13 protein-coding genes are annotated in these 15,044 nt (G+C 70.5%); 2 read left to right on the top strand and 11 right to left on the bottom strand.

Annotation, left to right across the window (positions count from 1 at the left end):
- Positions 1-6: 6 nt before the first annotated feature.
- Positions 7-1,203 carry a winged helix DNA-binding domain-containing protein gene (locus J4030_RS03200; RefSeq protein ID WP_208047762.1) on the top strand — a complete coding sequence of 399 codons (1,197 nt, stop codon included), beginning with the start codon at positions 7-9 and terminating at the stop codon, positions 1,201-1,203.
- Positions 1,204-1,274: 71 nt separating this feature from the next.
- Here the strand turns inward: J4030_RS03200 and J4030_RS03195 are convergent, their stop codons facing one another.
- From J4030_RS03195 to uvrC, 9 genes are all read right to left on the bottom strand, one after another.
- Positions 1,275-1,625, bottom strand: coding sequence for an RNA polymerase-binding protein RbpA (locus tag J4030_RS03195; RefSeq protein ID WP_208047761.1), 351 nt, complete (start codon positions 1,623-1,625; stop codon positions 1,275-1,277).
- A gap of 10 nt (positions 1,626-1,635) precedes the next feature.
- The gene (gene secG, locus J4030_RS03190) at positions 1,636-1,878 is read right to left on the bottom strand and encodes a preprotein translocase subunit SecG (protein WP_208047760.1); all 243 of its coding nucleotides are present in this window, start codon (positions 1,876-1,878) and stop codon (positions 1,636-1,638) included.
- A gap of 112 nt (positions 1,879-1,990) precedes the next feature.
- Positions 1,991-2,797 carry a triose-phosphate isomerase gene (gene tpiA, locus J4030_RS03185; protein WP_307864535.1) on the bottom strand — a complete coding sequence of 269 codons (807 nt, stop codon included), beginning with the start codon at positions 2,795-2,797 and terminating at the stop codon, positions 1,991-1,993.
- A gap of 3 nt (positions 2,798-2,800) precedes the next feature.
- Complete coding sequence (pgk, locus tag J4030_RS03180) at positions 2,801-4,000, bottom strand: phosphoglycerate kinase (RefSeq protein ID WP_208047759.1); 1,200 nt, start codon at positions 3,998-4,000, stop codon at positions 2,801-2,803.
- A gap of 5 nt (positions 4,001-4,005) precedes the next feature.
- Complete coding sequence (gap, locus tag J4030_RS03175; RefSeq protein ID WP_208047758.1) at positions 4,006-5,001, bottom strand: type I glyceraldehyde-3-phosphate dehydrogenase; 996 nt, start codon at positions 4,999-5,001, stop codon at positions 4,006-4,008.
- Positions 5,002-5,122: 121 nt separating this feature from the next.
- Positions 5,123-6,106, bottom strand: a complete 984-nt coding sequence (gene whiA / locus J4030_RS03170; RefSeq protein ID WP_208047757.1) for a DNA-binding protein WhiA — start codon at positions 6,104-6,106, stop codon at positions 5,123-5,125.
- 110 nt (positions 6,107-6,216) lie between these two features.
- Positions 6,217-7,251 carry a uridine diphosphate-N-acetylglucosamine-binding protein YvcK gene (gene yvcK / locus J4030_RS03165; protein ID WP_208047756.1) on the bottom strand — a complete coding sequence of 345 codons (1,035 nt, stop codon included), beginning with the start codon at positions 7,249-7,251 and terminating at the stop codon, positions 6,217-6,219.
- Positions 7,248-8,156: an RNase adapter RapZ gene (gene rapZ / locus J4030_RS03160; protein WP_208047755.1), complete on the bottom strand. Its 909-nt coding sequence runs from the start codon at positions 8,154-8,156 to the stop codon at positions 7,248-7,250. The genes yvcK and rapZ overlap by 4 nt, the downstream gene beginning before the upstream one ends.
- Positions 8,157-8,184: 28 nt before the next feature.
- Positions 8,185-10,227, bottom strand: coding sequence for an excinuclease ABC subunit UvrC (gene uvrC, locus J4030_RS03155; protein ID WP_208047754.1), 2,043 nt, complete (start codon positions 10,225-10,227; stop codon positions 8,185-8,187).
- Positions 10,228-10,346: 119 nt separating this feature from the next.
- Between uvrC and J4030_RS03150 the strand changes: the two genes are divergently transcribed.
- Positions 10,347-11,288, top strand: coding sequence for an NADP-dependent oxidoreductase (locus J4030_RS03150; protein WP_208047753.1), 942 nt, complete (start codon positions 10,347-10,349; stop codon positions 11,286-11,288).
- 16 nt (positions 11,289-11,304) lie between these two features.
- Here the strand turns inward: J4030_RS03150 and J4030_RS03145 are convergent, their stop codons facing one another.
- Together J4030_RS03145 and uvrA are read right to left on the bottom strand one after the other, a co-directional pair.
- A complete protein-coding gene (locus tag J4030_RS03145) occupies positions 11,305-11,775 on the bottom strand; it encodes a Rieske (2Fe-2S) protein (protein ID WP_208047752.1) in 471 nt (156 codons plus the stop codon).
- A gap of 198 nt (positions 11,776-11,973) precedes the next feature.
- Entirely contained in the window at positions 11,974-14,967 is a 2,994-nt protein-coding gene (gene uvrA / locus J4030_RS03140) for an excinuclease ABC subunit UvrA (protein WP_208047751.1), read from the bottom strand.
- Positions 14,968-15,044 lie beyond the last annotated feature (77 nt).

Here is a 15,044-nt window from a genome sequence, read left to right as displayed (position 1 = left end):
GTCCGCGTGCGAAGGATCACCGCACGGTCGCGCCGCCGTGCGCTCGTCCGGCGCCACCACCTCGCCGGGGACGCGGCCGGCCCGGAGGACGTGACACGGGCGCTCGTCGCGCTGCACGCCACCGATCCGGCGTCCGTCTACCTGTCCGTCCTCGCGCGCAGCGCCGGGACGACGCTCGCGGAGGTGTCCGACGCGATGTACGAACGGCGCAGCCTGGTGCGCTGGATGGGGATGCGTCGCACCCTGTTCGTCGTGGCGCGCGACGACGTGCCGATGATCCAGGCCGCAGTGACCGCGTCGGTGGCGGCGACGCTGCGTCGTCGACTGATCTCGCGGATGGTCCGCAACGGCACAGAACCGCCCGCCCCGAACGAGCCGGACGCCCTCGGCGTCTGGATCCGCGACCTGGAGGCCGACGTCGAGGACGCGCTCGTCGGGCGCGGTGCGGCCACCGGGTCGGAGCTCGCGTCCGACGTGCCGTCGCTGCGGACGCTCATACCGGCCCGGACGGCATCCGAGACCCCACAGCGCCTCACCACGTCCGTCCTCACGCTGATGGGCGCGGACGGACGGCTCGTGCGCAGCACCCCGACCGGACCGTGGACCAGCCGCCAGCATCTGTGGGAACCGGCCACGGCCTGGTGGCCGCACGGTCTGCCGCCGGTCGACGAAGCGGACGCACAGGGCGACCTCGCCCGTCGGTGGCTGGCCCGGTTCGGACCCGCCACCGCCGAGGACCTGCAGTGGTGGACCGGCTGGACCAAGACCACCACCGCGCGCGTTCTCCAAGGACTTCCGATCGAGGAGGTCGACCTGCACGGGCAACCCGGCATCGCCCTCTGCGACCCCGGTGAGGACCCGGACGACCCGGACGACACCGACCCCCCGCCGCCGACGGCGGCGCTGCTACCCGCCCTCGACCCCACGCCCATGGGATGGAAACACCGCGACTGGTTCCTCGGCATCGATCCGCGAGGCATCTTCGACCGCGCCGGCAACATCGGCCCCACCCTCTGGTGGGACGGGGAGATCATCGGATCTTGGGCCGTCGCGCCGTCCGGTGAGATCCGCACCGTGATCGTGGCCGAGCGCGGCGAGGACGCGCGTACGGCCGTCGACGATGCCGCAGCCCGACTGCACGCCAGGCTCGACGGCGCCGCCGTCACCCCTGCCGCCCGCACACCCCTCGAACAGTCGCTCTGAGACGAGCGTGGGGTCGTAGCGCGCTCTATACAGCGCGCTACGACCCCAGACTCGGTGGTGCAGAGATCACATCAGCGGATCAGACCGCGGCCCCTCAGGGTGCCGAGCGCCTCGTCGAGGATGACGGCGCCCTCCTCGTCGCTACGACGTTCCTTCACGTAGGCCAGGTGGGTCTTGTACGGCTCGGCGCGCGGAGCCGTCGGCGGGTTCTCCTTGTCCTGCCCGGCGGGCAGGCCGCAGCGCGGGCAGTCCCAAGTCTCGGGGACGGTCATCCCCGGCTCCTCGGCGAAGCTCGGCCGTGTCTCGTGCCCGTTGGCGCAGTAGAACGCCACCGTCACGCGCGGAGCGGAGTCGCCGCGCTCCGCCTCCCCCATGGGGCCGGCGCCGACTCGACTGCCTCGAATTGCATTACCACCGGCCACGTGGGGCTCCCTAGCTGAATCGAGCGACGAGACCCAGGCCGATCACGGCCAGGATCCACAACGTACCGCCGACGACGGTGAGGCGGTTGAGGTTGCGCTCCGCGACCGAGGACCCGCCGAGGCTGGAGGAGACCCCGCCACCGAACATGTCCGACAGTCCACTGCCCTGCCCCTTGTGCAGCAGGATCAGGAGCACCAGCAGGACACTGGTCAGCAGGACGATCACCTGCAGGGCGATACGGATGACATCCACGTGCCTGGAACTCACCTTCGATGGAGCGGAGACCCACCCGGTACGGGCGGCCGTGGGAAATTTTACACAGTCGGCGGCGGGCCACCCGCACGCCGGCTGAGACAGGCGAGGCTCAGGTCGCTCCGACGTGCGCCTGGTAGCGGCAGATCGTGGCGAACTCCTCCACATCGATCGAGGCCCCGCCGACCAGCGCGCCGTCGACGTCGTCCTTGGCCATGATGGCCGCGACGTTGCCGGACTTCACCGAACCGCCGTAGAGCACCCGGACCGCCGAGGCGACCTGGTCGGAGTACAGCTGCGCCAGGCGGGCACGGATCGCCGCGCACACCTCCTGGGCATCCTCGGGGGTGGCGACCTCGCCCGTGCCGATGGCCCACACCGGCTCGTACGCGATCACGATGCTCTGGACCTGCTCGGCGGACAGACCGTGCAGCGCGACGTCCAGTTGGCCGAGCACGAAGGCGACCTGCTCGCCGGCGCGGCGTACCTCGAGGGACTCCCCCACGCACAGCAGCGGCGTCACGCCGTTCTGGTACGCGGCGGCCACCTTCGCAGCGACGAGCGAGTCGTCCTCGTGGTGGTACTCGCGGCGTTCGCTGTGCCCGACCACGACGTAACTGCAGCCGAGCTTGGCCAGGAAGCGGCCGGAGATCTCACCGGTGTAAGCACCCGACTCGTGCGCGGACAGGTCCTGCGCGCCGAACTTCAGCTTCAGCTTGTCGCCGTCGATCAGCGTCTGCACGGAACGGATGTCGGTGAACGGCGGGATCACCGCCACCTCGACCGCGGCGAAGTCGTGCCGCTTGTCGCGCAGCATCCAGTCCAGCTTCTGCACCAGCACGGTCGCCTGCTGGTGGTCCAGGTTCATCTTCCAGTTGCCGGCGATCAGCGGGACGCGGGTGGGGGGAGCATCGGCCACGGGTCAGTCCTCCAGGACGGCGAGACCGGGCAGGGTCTTGCCCTCGAGGTACTCCAGGCTCGCCCCACCACCGGTCGAGATGTGCGAGAAGTCGTCGTCGGCGAAACCGCCCTGCCGTACGGCGGCCGCGGAGTCGCCGCCGCCCACGACGGTGAACGTGCCGGCAGCCGTCGCGTCGACCAGCGCCTGCGCGACGGTCTGGGTGCCGGGGGCGTACGGCGCCATCTCGAACGCGCCCATCGGGCCGTTCCAGAAGACCGTCTTGGCACCGGCGACCTTGCGCGCGAAGAGCTGCGCCGACTCGGGTCCGATGTCCAGGCCCATCCGGTCGGCCGGGATCGCGTCCGCGGCGACCAGGTCGTGGTCGGCATCCGCGGAGAAGGCGGTGGCGGCGACGACGTCCACGGGCAGGACGATGTCCACTCCCCTGTTCTCGGCGTCCGCGAGATAGCCCTTCACCCGGTCGATCTGGTCCTTCTCCAGCAACGAGGTGCCCACCTCGTGGCCCTGCGCGGCCAGGAAGGTGAAGACCATGCCGCCGCCGATGAGCAGCATGTCGGCGTGCTGCAGCAGGTTTTCGATGACGCCGAGTTTGTCGGAGACCTTGGCGCCACCGAGCACCACGGCGTACGGACGCGCGGGCCGGGTGAGGCGCTGCAACACCGCGACCTCCTGCTCGACCAGTCCGCCGGCGGCCTGCGGGAGCCGCTCGGCCACGTCGTAGACGCTGGCCTGCTCGCGGTGGACGACGCCGAACCCGTCACTGACGAAGACGTCTGCCAGAGAAGCCAACTGGTCTGCGAACTCGGCGCGGTCCGCCGCCTGCTTCGCCGTCTCGCCGGGATTGAACCGCAGGTTCTCCAGCATGGCGACGTCGCCATCGCCCAGGGCGTCCACCGTGGCGTGCGCCGAGGGTCCGACCGTGTCCTGCGCGAGCGGCACCGGCGCATCGAGCAGCTCGGAGAGCCGCTTCGCCGCGGGCGCCAGGGAGTACTTCGCCTCGGGCGCGCCCTTCGGTCGACCGAGGTGCGCGCACACGATGACCCGCGCACCCGCCTCCGTCAGCCGCTGGATGGTCGGGACCGACGCCCGGACCCGACCGTCGTCGGTGATGACACCGTCCTTGTCGAGCGGGACGTTCAGGTCGCTGCGCAGCAACACCTTCTTGCCGCGCAGATCACCCACATCCTTGATCGTGCGCATCGGGCTCAGAGGCCCTTGCCCACGAGCGCCGTGAGGTCCACGAGACGGTTGGAGTAACCCCACTCGTTGTCGTACCAGCCGACGACCTTGACCTGGTTACCGATGACCTTGGTCAGCCCGGAGTCGAAGATGCACGAGCTGGGGTCGGTGACGATGTCGCTGGAGACGATGGGGGCGTCGGTGTACTTCAGGTAGCGACCGTCGGCCACCTTCTTGACCGCGTCGTTGACCTCCTGGACCGACGTCTCGCGACCGGCCTCGAAGGTGAGGTCGGTGGCCGAGCCGGTCGGGGTCGGCACCCGCAGCGCGTACCCGTCGAGCTTGCCCTTCAACTCCGGCAGCACTAGGCCGATGGCCTTTGCGGCACCGGTGGAGGTCGGCACGATGTTGATCGCGGCGGCGCGTGCGCGGCGCAGATCCTTGTGCGGACCGTCCTGCAGGTTCTGGTCGGCGGTGTAGGCATGGATGGTCGTCATCAGGCCCTTGACGATGGTGAACTCGTCGTTCAGGGCCTTCGCCATCGGCGCCAGGCAGTTGGTGGTGCAGGACGCGTTGGAGATGACGTGGTGCTTCGCCGGGTCGTAGTCGCCGTCGTTGACACCCATGACGATGGTGATGTCCTCGTTGGACGCCGGTGCAGACACGATGACCTTCTTGGCGCCGCCGTCGATGTGCACCCGTGCCTTGGTCGCGTCGGTGAACAGACCGGTCGACTCGATGACGACGTCGGCCCCGAGGTCGCCCCACGGCAGCGCGGAGGGGTCACGCTCGGCGAAGGCCTTGAAGGTCTTGCCGTTCGCGGTGATCTCGTCCTCGGAGGAGGTGACGTCGCCGTCGAAGATGCCGAGGATCGAGTCGTATTTCAACAGGTGCGCGAGCGTCGCGTTGCTGGTCAGGTCGTTGACGCCGACGATCTCGATGTCGGCGCCGGAGGCGACGGCGGCGCGGAAGAAGTTGCGGCCGATGCGGCCAAAACCATTGATACCTACCCGGACAGTCACGATCGGCTCATTCCTTCTGGTTGGAGGACTTCGGCAGGCCTCGACCCTATGGGACAACTCGCCGGTACGCCGAACGGCCCGGACCGATCGTCGTACCCCGCGCCAGGTGGTCGCGGACGGGTCAGCCGTCCAGCATGTCGGGCGTCAGGTTGGCGTCGGTGCCGGGGATGTCCCGGTCGCCGGCCAGCTTGTCGGCCATCGCGAGCAGCCGACGGATCCGCCCCGCGACGGCGTCCTTGGTCATCGGCGGCTGGGCCAGCTGACCCAGCTCCTCCAGGCTGGCCTGCTTGTGCTCCACCCGCAGCCGCCCGGCCTGTGCCAGGTGGTCGGGCACCTCCGGGCCGAGGATCTCCAGGGCCCGCTCCACCCGGGAGCCGGCCGCGACGGCGGCCCGTGCGGAGCGACGCAGGTTGGCGTCGTCGAAGTTCGCGAGCCGGTTGGCGGTGGCGCGCACCTCGCGGCGCATCCGTCGTTCCTCCCAGGCCAGGACGGCGTCGTGGGCGCCGAGCCGCGTCAGCATCGCGCCGATGGCGTCGCCGTCGCGGATCACCACGCGGTCGATCCCGCGGACCTCGCGGGCCTTGGCGGAGATGCCCATCCGGCGGGCGGCGCCGATGAGTGCAAGGGCTGCCTCCGGACCGGGGCAGGTCACCTCCATCGCGGAGGAACGGCCCGGTTCGGTCAGCGAACCGTGCGCGAGGAAGGCACCGCGCCACGCGGCTTCGGCGTCGCACACCGCGCCGTTGACGACCCGCGGGGGCAGCCCGCGCACCGGACGGCCCTTCGTGTCGATGAGACCGGTCTGCCGGGCCAGCGCCTCGCCGTCGCCGACGACACGGACGACGTAGCGGCTGCCCCGCTTGAGGCCGCTGCCGCTCATCACCACCAACTCGGACTTCTGCCCGTACACGGCGGCGATGTCCTGCCGCAGCCGACGGGCGGTCGCGGCGGTGTCGAGTTCGGCCTCGATCACCACCTTGCCGCCGATGATGTGCAGCCCGCCGGCGAAGCGCAGCACCGCGGAGATCTCCGCTTTGCGGCAACACGTTTTCGTGACCGCGAACCTGCTCAACTCGTCTTTGACGGTGGCAGTCATCGCAGGCATGAGGGACATTCTCGCACCGGCCACGGGCTGTTCGGTCCGTCGCGGGCCCCACTTTTTCGCTCGGAAGTCCCACTGTCGTACGGCGTGTCGCGTTTGTGCAGGTGAGGGCCTTACGCGTCGAGAACGTCGCGGTACGCCGCCGCGAGACGCAACGGGTCGTGGGTGCCCGGGATGTCGGTGTCGGCCACCGGGGCGCGGACGACCCGGGCGCCGAGTCGCTCGGCGGCCGTGGCGAGCAGGTCGGCCTCCTCACCGTCGACCGTCACGTCGGCGAGTACGACATCCAGGCGCAGCTCGGGAGCGTGCGCGGTCAGCACGTCGAGGTAGTCGGAGGCGGAGAAATCCTGGGTCTCGCCGTCGTGCCGCATCATGTTGAGCGTCAACATCTTTCGCGCGTCGGTGTGCACGAGCGCCTGGCACAGGTCCGGCACCAGCAGGTGCGGCATCACCGAGCTGTACCAGGAGCCGGGACCGAGGATCACCCAGTCCGCGCGCTGGACCGCTTCGACGGCCGGCAGGCAGGGGGCGGGCGGGTCGGGGTGTAGCCGCACGCTCTGCACCCGGCCGCGGGCGGTGGCCACCTCGACCTGACCGATGACGTCCACGACCTCGTGGGGCCGGCTCGGATCGGCACCGAGCACGCTCGCTTCGATACGCAGCGGCTCGCCGGCCATCGGCAGCACCCTGCCGCGGGCGCCGAGCAGTCGCCCGACGAGGTCCAGACCTGCCACGGGGTCACCGAGCAGATCCCACAGCGAGGCGATGATCAGGTTGCCCAGCGCGTGCCCGCCGAGCGGGCCGTCGCCGGCGAACCGGTGCTGCAGCGCGTCCCGCCACTGCAGTCCCCACTCGGAGGTGTCGCACAATGCGGCCAGCGCCATCCGCAGGTCGCCGGGCGGCAGGATGTCGAACTCGTCGCGCAACCGGCCGCTCGAACCGCCGTCATCGGCGACGGTGACGATCGCGGTGATCTTGTCGGTGACGAGCTGCAGCGCCTGCAGCGACGCGGCCAGTCCGTGCCCACCCCCCAGGGCGGCGACGGCGGGCCTGGCGATCGCGGGATAGGAGCTGCGTGGGGTGGCGTCCTGCCGGGGTCCCCGCGAAGCATCCGAGCCGCTGGGCGAGGAGCTTCGTGGGGTACTCATTCCCGGCCCAGATCGCGGTGCACGGTGACGGCGTGGGTGCGGCCCGTGCCGAGACGCTCGGCGAGCGCCTCGGTGATCGCGACGGAGCGGTGCTTGCCCCCGGTGCACCCGACGGCCAGCGTGACGTAACTGCGCCCCTCCCGGCGGTACCCGGCGAAGACCGGTTCGAGCATGGCCAGGGCGCGCTCGAGGAACTCCGTGGCGCCGGACTGCGCTAGGACGAAGTCGGACACCACCCGGTCCTGCCCGGTGAACGGGCGCAGGTCGGGGTTCCAGAAGGGGTTGGGCAGAAAGCGCATGTCGAAGACGATGTCCGCGTCGAGCGGGATGCCGTACTTGAAGCCGAACGACATCACCGCCACCCGCAGGTCGGGCGAGTTGTCGTCGCCGAGCATCTCGCGGACCTTCGTGCTCAGTTGATGCACGTTGAGGCCGCTGGTGTCGATGAGGACGTCGGCCGCCGCGCGCAGGTCGCGCAGCGCGACCCGCTCGTCCACGATGCCGTCGAGCAGCCGGCCCTCCCCCTGCAACGGGTGCGGTCGTCGTACCGACTCGAACCGGCGCACCAGGGCCTCGTCGGTCGCGTCCATGAAGACGACGATGGGCCGGTAGTTGCCGGCCCGCAGCCGGTCGAGGCCGTCACGGAAGTCGGTGAAGAACGTCCGGGACCGGACGTCGACCACGGCGCACAGCCGGCGTACGTCGGAGCCGTCGTCGTCACCGTCGCCGCCGTGATCCAGGAGCGACGCCATCGAGACCAGCAACTGCGGGGGCAGGTTGTCGATCACGTACCACCCGCGGTCCTCCAGCACGTTCGCCGCGGTGCTGCGGCCCGCGCCGGACATGCCGGTGATGATCACGAGCTGGGATGCGGCGGAGCTGAGCGGGTCGGCCTGGTCGTTCATCGGGGCTCCTTGCTGGTCGCGGGCCCCATCAGTCGAGGACCTCACCGGTGGAGAGGTTGACGGCCGGGGTGGTGTCACCATCCTCGCGCAGACGCTCGTGGATCGTCGCCGCCAGCGCCGGACCGATGCCCTGGACGGTGGCGAGCTCCTCCGGCCCCGCGGCACGCATCTTCTTGACCGAGCCGAACTGCTTCAGCAGCGCCTTGCGGCGGGCGTCGCCAAGACCGGGGATGCCGTCCAGCGCGGACGTGGTCATCGCCTTGGACCGGCGCTGGCGGTGGAAGGTGATCGCGAAGCGGTGCGCCTCGTCGCGCACCCGCTGAAGCAGGTAGAGGCCCTCGCTGGTGCGCGGCAGGATCACCGGGAAGTCGTCTTCGGCGACCCACACCTCCTCCAGCCGCTTGGCCAGTCCCACGACCTCGACGTCGTCGATCCCGAGCGCCTCCAACGCCCGTGCCGCCGCGTTGACCTGGGGTTTGCCACCGTCGACGACCACCAACTGCGGCGGGTAGGCGAAGCGCTTGGGTTTGCCCGTGGTCTCGTCGATCGGCCCGGATACCGGCGGCGTACGCGCCCCCCGCCCGGTCCCCGCGACCTCCACGATCTCGGGGCCGTCGCCGGCGTCCAGCTCCACGTCGTCCGCGTCGTCGCGATCGGCGAGGTAGCGCCGGAACCGGCGGGTCAGCACCTCGTCCATCGCCGCCGTGTCGTCCAGCCGCACGGTGCCGTCGGGTGCCGGCGTGCCCCGCACGATGAAGCGGCGGTACTCCGCCTTGCGCGGCAGGCCGTCCTCGAAGACGACCATCGACGCCACGACGTTGGTGCCCTGGATGTGGCTGATGTCGAAGCACTCGATCCGCAGCGGTGCCTGACCGAGGTCGAGGCCCTCCTGCAGGTCCTGAAGTGCCTGACTGCGCGCGGTCAGGTCACCGGCGCGGGCCACCTTGTGCCGGGCCAACGACTGGGTGGCGTTGCGCTGCACCGTCTCCATCAGGGTGCGCTTGTCGCCCCGTTGGGGGACGCGCAGATCGACGTTCGCGCCGCGCAGCCCCTGCAGCCACTGCGCCATCGGCTCGGGGTCGGGCGGCAGCACGGGCACCAGCACCTCGCGGGGCACCCCGTCGCCGGACTCCCCGCCGTACACCTGACCGAGCAGCCGCTCGATGACCTCGGCCAGCCCCAGGTCGCCCTCGGACTGCTTGTCGACGACCCAGCCGCGCTGGCCGCGGATCCGGCCGCCCCGCACGTGGAAGACCTGCACGGCCGCCTCGAGCTCGTCGTCGCTGACCCCGAAGACGTCGGCGTCGGTGGCGTCGCCCAGCACCACCGCGGAGCGTTCGAGGGCCTTCTCCAGCGCGCCGAGGTCGTCGCGGCGACGGGCCGCGGTCTCGAAGTCCAGGTCGGCGCTGGCGTCGCGCATCTCCTGAGCCAGCCGTTTCTGGAAACGCGCGGTGTTGCCGGCCATGAAGTCGCAGAAATCCGCGGCGATCTCGCGGTGCTCGTCCTCGGTCACACGCCCGACGCACGGCGCCGAGCACTTGTCGATGTAGCCGAGCAGACAGGGGCGACCGACCTGGCCGGCCCGCTTGAAGACGCCGCTGCTGCAGGTGCGTACCGGGAAGACCCGCAGCAGCTGGTCGAGGGTCTCGCGGATGGCCCAGGCGTGCGCGTACGGGCCGAAGTAGCGGGTGCCCTTGCGCTTGGCGCCCCGCATCACCTGCGCGCGGGGGTAGGTCTCCCCCATCGTCACCGCGAGGTAGGGATAGGACTTGTCGTCGCGGTACTTGACGTTGAAGCGCGGGTCGAACTCCTTGATCCAGGAGTACTCCAGCTGCAGCGCCTCGACCTCGTTGCGGACGACGGTCCATTCGACGCTCGCGCCGGTGGTGACCATGGTGCGGGTGCGGGGGTGCAGCGCCGCGATGTCCTGGAAGTACGACGAGAGCCGGCTGCGCAGCGACTTGGCCTTGCCGACGTAGATGACCCGCCCGTCCTTGTCGCGGAAGCGGTAGACGCCCGGATCGACCGGGATCTCCCCCGGTTTCGGACGGTACGACGACGGGTCTGCCACCGGGTCAGCCTACGAACCGGCACCGACACCGCAGGAATGCGCTCCCCCGTCCCGGCCGTTGCCGCCCGTGGCCGGGCCGTTCAGGTCCGCGTCCGTCGTCGATCGCGAGGAGTCCCCGCATGCGTGCCATCGGTTTCGAGAAGCCCGGAAGCCCCGACGTCCTGCAGGAGTTCGACCTGCCCACCCCCGAGGCGGGGCCCGGCGAGGTGCGGGTGCACGTCGCGGCGTTCGCGGTGAACCCCTCCGACACCTCGACGCGCGCCGGAGGTTTCGCCGATCGGTACCGCGACGTGCCCACGCCCCACCTCCCGGGCTGGGACTTCGCCGGCACGGTCGATCAGGTGGGTGAGGGGTCCCCGCACGAGGTCGGGCAGCTCGTGATGGGTGCCACCCTGCCGGTCTTCAACGGGGCGTACGCCGAGTACCTGGTGGTCCCGGCGGCGAACGTCGTCGCCGTCCCCGACGGGATCGATGCGGTGGCTGCCTCGACCGTGCCGATGAACGGGCTCACCGCCCTGCTCACCCTCGAGACGTTCGACCTCGAGCCCGGCGCCTGGATCGCGGTCACCGGCGCCGCCGGCGCGTACGGCGGGAGCCTGATCCAGATCGCCCGGGCCCGCGGGCTGCACGTGACGGCGGATGCCTCCGAGGCCGATGAGCGGCTCGTGCGCGACCTGGGGGCCGAGGAGGTCGTACGCCGCGGCGACGACGTGGCGCAACGGTTCCGCGGTGTCCGCCCCGAGGGTGTGGACGCGCTCGCCGACGGCGCGGTGCAGGGGTCCATCGTGCTGCCGGCAGTGCGTGACGCCGGCGCGTACGTCGCCGTACGTGCGGGTGACATCCCCTCCGAGCGGGGCATCGTCGTCACCGGCGTCATGGTGGGCGACGTCGTGAGCGATGCCGACCGCGTCGCCGCCGGACTGACGACGCTGGTGGATCTGCTGCACTCAGGGCAGCTGACGCCGCGGGTCGCGCGTTCTCTGCCCGCCTCGCGGGCGGCCGAGGCGCACCGCGCGCTGGAGGCGGGCGGGACCCGCGGGCGTCAGGTGCTCACCTTCTGAGCCGTCGCCCTGTCACTCAGCTGATCTTGAGCGAAGACCCTTCCGCTGTCACGGTCTTCGCGGGTAGGGGCGCGGGGGCCGGGCCGCTCTCGACGGACCCGTCCTTGATGCTGAAGTGGCTCTGGTGACAGGGGCAGACGATCGCGCCACTCTCGATCGAACCGACGGTGCAGCCGGCGTGCGTGCAGACCGCAGAGAACGCCTTGAAGCTGCCCGCGGTGGGCTGCGTGACGACGACCTTCGCATCGCTGAGGATCTTGCCGCCGCCGACGGGGACGTCGGCCTTGGCGACCGTGGTGCCGCCCGCGCTACCGCCCCCGGAGGCCGAGCCGGACGAACCGGAGCCCGACGAGCCCCCGCACGCCGCCAGTCCGAGGCCCGCCACGCCTACGCCGGTGACTGCGGTCGCCCGGACCACGGTGCGTCTGCTCGGGCTGGCGGGTGTGTCGGTGGCGTCGATGGTCGGCGTCTGGTCGTCGTTGCTCATCATTGAACGATCATCCGTCGTGGATCTGATCACGTCGACACCGGTGCCCTGTGGTTCGGCTGTGGATCTCCTGCGGTTGTCAGCAGCGGTGTGGCGCCGGCACCGGAAACCCGCTGACAATCGCGCCGGCCGCGTCTGTTTGTCAGCGCTTTTCTGGCGCCGGCACCAGAGAAGCGCTGACAACCGAAGGGGTCGACGTCAGCTGGCCGCCTTGGCGCTGGCCTTGCGGGGCGAGCGGGTGCCGGCCCGGCGGGTGGACGGGCGAGCAGCCGCGCTCTGCTTCGCCAGCAGGGGCTTGAGGAACCGACCGGTGTGACTGGCCCGCACCTCGGCGATCTGCTCCGGTGTGCCCTCGGCGACCACCTCGCCCCCACGGTTGCCGCCCTCGGGCCCCATGTCGACGATCCAGTCGGCCGACTTGATGACGTCGAGGTTGTGCTCGATCACGATGACGGTGTTGCCCTTGTCGACCAGACCCTGGAGCACATCGAGCAGCTTGCGGATGTCCTCGAAGTGCAGACCGGTCGTCGGCTCGTCCAGCACGTAGATGGTCCGGCCGGTCGATCGCTTCTGCAGCTCCGAGGCCAGCTTCACCCGCTGGGCCTCGCCACCGGACAGGGTCGGCGCGGGCTGCCCGAGCCGGACGTAGCCGAGACCCACGTCGACCAGCGTCGTCATGTGCCGCGCGATCGCCGGCACCGACGCGAAGAACTCCTTGGCCTCCTCGATCGACATGTCGAGCACCTCGGCGATCGACTTGCCCTTGAAGTGCACCTCGAGCGTCTCGCGGTTGTAGCGCGCCCCGTGGCACACCTCGCACGGCACATAGACGTCGGGCAGGAAGTTCATCTCGATCTTCAGCGTGCCGTCGCCGGTGCACGCCTCGCAGCGCCCGCCCTTGACGTTGAAGGAGAACCGGCCCGGCAGATAGCCGCGCACCTTCGCCTGCTGGGTCTGCGCGAAGAGTCGCCGCACGTGGTCGAAGACCCCGGTGTACGTCGCCGCGTTGCTGCGCGGCGTACGCCCGATCGGGCTCTGGTCGACGTGCACCACCTTGTCGAGCTGGTCCAGCCCCTCGACCGTGCGGTGCCGACCGGGCACGTGACGCGCGCCGTTCAACTGGTTGGCCAGCACGTTGTAGAGGATGCCGTTGACCAGCGAGGACTTGCCCGACCCGGACACCCCGGTCACCGCGACCAGGTTGCCGAGCGGGATCGCGACGTCGACGTTCTTCAGGTTGTGCTCGCGCGCCCCTCGTACGACGATCTCCCGACCGTCGTGCGGACGGCGGACCTGCGGCAGCGGGATCTCCCGACGGCCGGAGAGGTAGTCGCCGGTGATCGAGTCCTTGTTGGCCAGCAACCCCGCCACCGATCCGGCGTGCACCACGTGCCCGCCGTGCTCGCCGGCACCTGGCCCGATGTCGACGACGTAATCGGCCGTGGAGATGGTGTCCTCGTCGTGCTCGACGACGATGAGGGTGTTGCCGAGGTCGCGCAGCCGGGTGAGCGTCTCGATCAACCGGTGGTTGTCGCGCTGGTGCAGACCGATGGACGGCTCGTCGAGGACGTAGAGCACACCGACCAGGCCGGACCCGATCTGGGTCGCCAGCCGGATGCGTTGCGCCTCACCACCGGAGAGCGTGGCGGCCGGCCGGTCCAGCGAGAGGTAGTCCAGCCCGACGTCGAGCAGGAAGCCCAGCCGCGCATCGACCTCCTTGATGATGCCCTCGGCGATCTGCCGCTCCCGGGGCGAGAAGTCGACGCCCGGCAGGAAGTTCGCCGCGTCCGAGATGGGCAGCGCGCAGACGTCGGCGATGGACTGGCCGCCCACGGTGACCGCGAGCGACTCGGGCTTGAGCCGGGCGCCCTTGCAGACCGGGCACGGCACCTCGCGCATGTAGCCCTCGTAGCGCTCGCGGCTCCAGTCCGAGTCGGTCTCGGAGTGCCGGCGCTTCACGAACGGGATGACGCCCTCGAAACCGGTGGAGTAGCTGCGTTCGCGGCCGTACCGGTTGCGGTACTTCACGTGCACCTCGTGGTTCTGGCCCTCCAGGAGTGCGGTACGCGCCCGCTCCGGCAGGGCGTGCCACGGGGTGTCGAGCGAGAACTTCAGATCCTCGGCGAGCGCGCCGATGACCCGCAGGAAGTAGTCGGCGGAGCTGGAGCCCTGCGCCCACGGCAGGATCGCGCCCTCACGGACCGACTTGTCCTCGTCGGGCACGAGCAGCTCGGGGTCGACCTCCAGCTCGGTGCCGATGCCGGTGCACGCCGGGCACGCCCCGAACGGGCTGTTGAAGGAGAACGAGCGCGGCTCGATCTCGTCCATCGACAGGGGGTGCTCGTTGGGGCACGCCATCCGCTCGGAGAACCGGCGCTCGCGCTGCGGGTCGCCCTCGTCGAGGTCGACCATCTCCACGATGAGCACGCCGTCGGCGAGGATCAGCGCCGTCTCGACGGAATCGGTGAGCCGCTGCTTCGCGGACGGGTCGCCACCGCGGGAGACCAGCCGGTCGACGACCACGTCGATGCTGTGCTTCTTCTGCTTGGCCAGCTTCGGCGGCTCGGACAGCGAGACCACCACGCCGTCGACCCGGGCGCGCGAATAGCCCTTGCCCTGCAGGTCGCTGAACAGGTCGACGTACTCGCCCTTGCGGGACCGCACCACCGGCGCCAGCATCTGGAAACGCGTGCGGTCGGGCAGTTCCAGGAGCTGGTCGACGATCGCCTGCGGCGTCTGGCGCCCCACCGGCTCGCCGCAGACCGGGCAGTGCGGGCGACCGGCGCGCGCGAAGAGGAGCCGCAGGTAGTCGTAGACCTCGGTGATGGTGCCGACCGTGGACCGCGGGTTGCGGTTGGTCGACTTCTGGTCGATCGAGACCGCCGGGGACAGCCCCTCGATGAAGTCGACGTCGGGTTTGTCCATCTGCCCCAGGAACTGGCGCGCGTACGCCGAGAGCGACTCGACGTAGCGGCGCTGTCCCTCCGCGAAGATCGTGTCGAACGCCAGCGAGGACTTCCCCGAACCGGACAGGCCGGTGAAGACCACGAGGGAGTCACGCGGGATGTCGACCGAGATGTTGCGCAGGTTGTGCTCCCGGGCGCCCTTCACCCGCAGGTGGTCGTGGCCACGCGCCGGTGAGGCGGATGCGGGACCGGGCGTTTCCGGGGAGGTCGGGGTCGTTGAAGACATGGAACGGCTCTGTCGGGAGGACGCACTGGGCACGACTCAATGCTAGGGGCCGGGTCCGACAGACCCGACCTGGATAC

The organism is Allobranchiibius sp. CTAmp26 (assembly GCF_017565405.1).
In the GTDB taxonomy this organism is placed as follows: Bacteria; Actinomycetota; Actinomycetes; order Actinomycetales; family Dermatophilaceae; genus Allobranchiibius.
This window is presented reverse-complemented; position numbering and strand designations above follow the sequence as displayed.

Bases quoted from the DNA above. Each gene is read 5' to 3' on its own strand.
- pgk (WP_208047759.1), bottom strand. From the start codon at position 4,000: ATGCGCACGATCAAGGATGTGGGTGATCTGCGCGGCAAGAAGGTGTTG.
- whiA (WP_208047757.1), bottom strand. From the start codon at position 6,106: ATGCCTGCGATGACTGCCACCGTCAAAGACGAGTTGAGCAGGTTCGCG.
- yvcK (WP_208047756.1), bottom strand. From the start codon at position 7,251: ATGAGTACCCCACGAAGCTCCTCGCCCAGCGGCTCGGATGCTTCGCGG.
- rapZ (WP_208047755.1), bottom strand. From the start codon at position 8,156: ATGAACGACCAGGCCGACCCGCTCAGCTCCGCCGCATCCCAGCTCGTG.
- J4030_RS03150 (WP_208047753.1), top strand. From the start codon at position 10,347: ATGCGTGCCATCGGTTTCGAGAAGCCCGGAAGCCCCGACGTCCTGCAG.
- J4030_RS03145 (WP_208047752.1), bottom strand. From the start codon at position 11,775: ATGAGCAACGACGACCAGACGCCGACCATCGACGCCACCGACACACCC.
- uvrA (WP_208047751.1), bottom strand. From the start codon at position 14,967: ATGTCTTCAACGACCCCGACCTCCCCGGAAACGCCCGGTCCCGCATCC.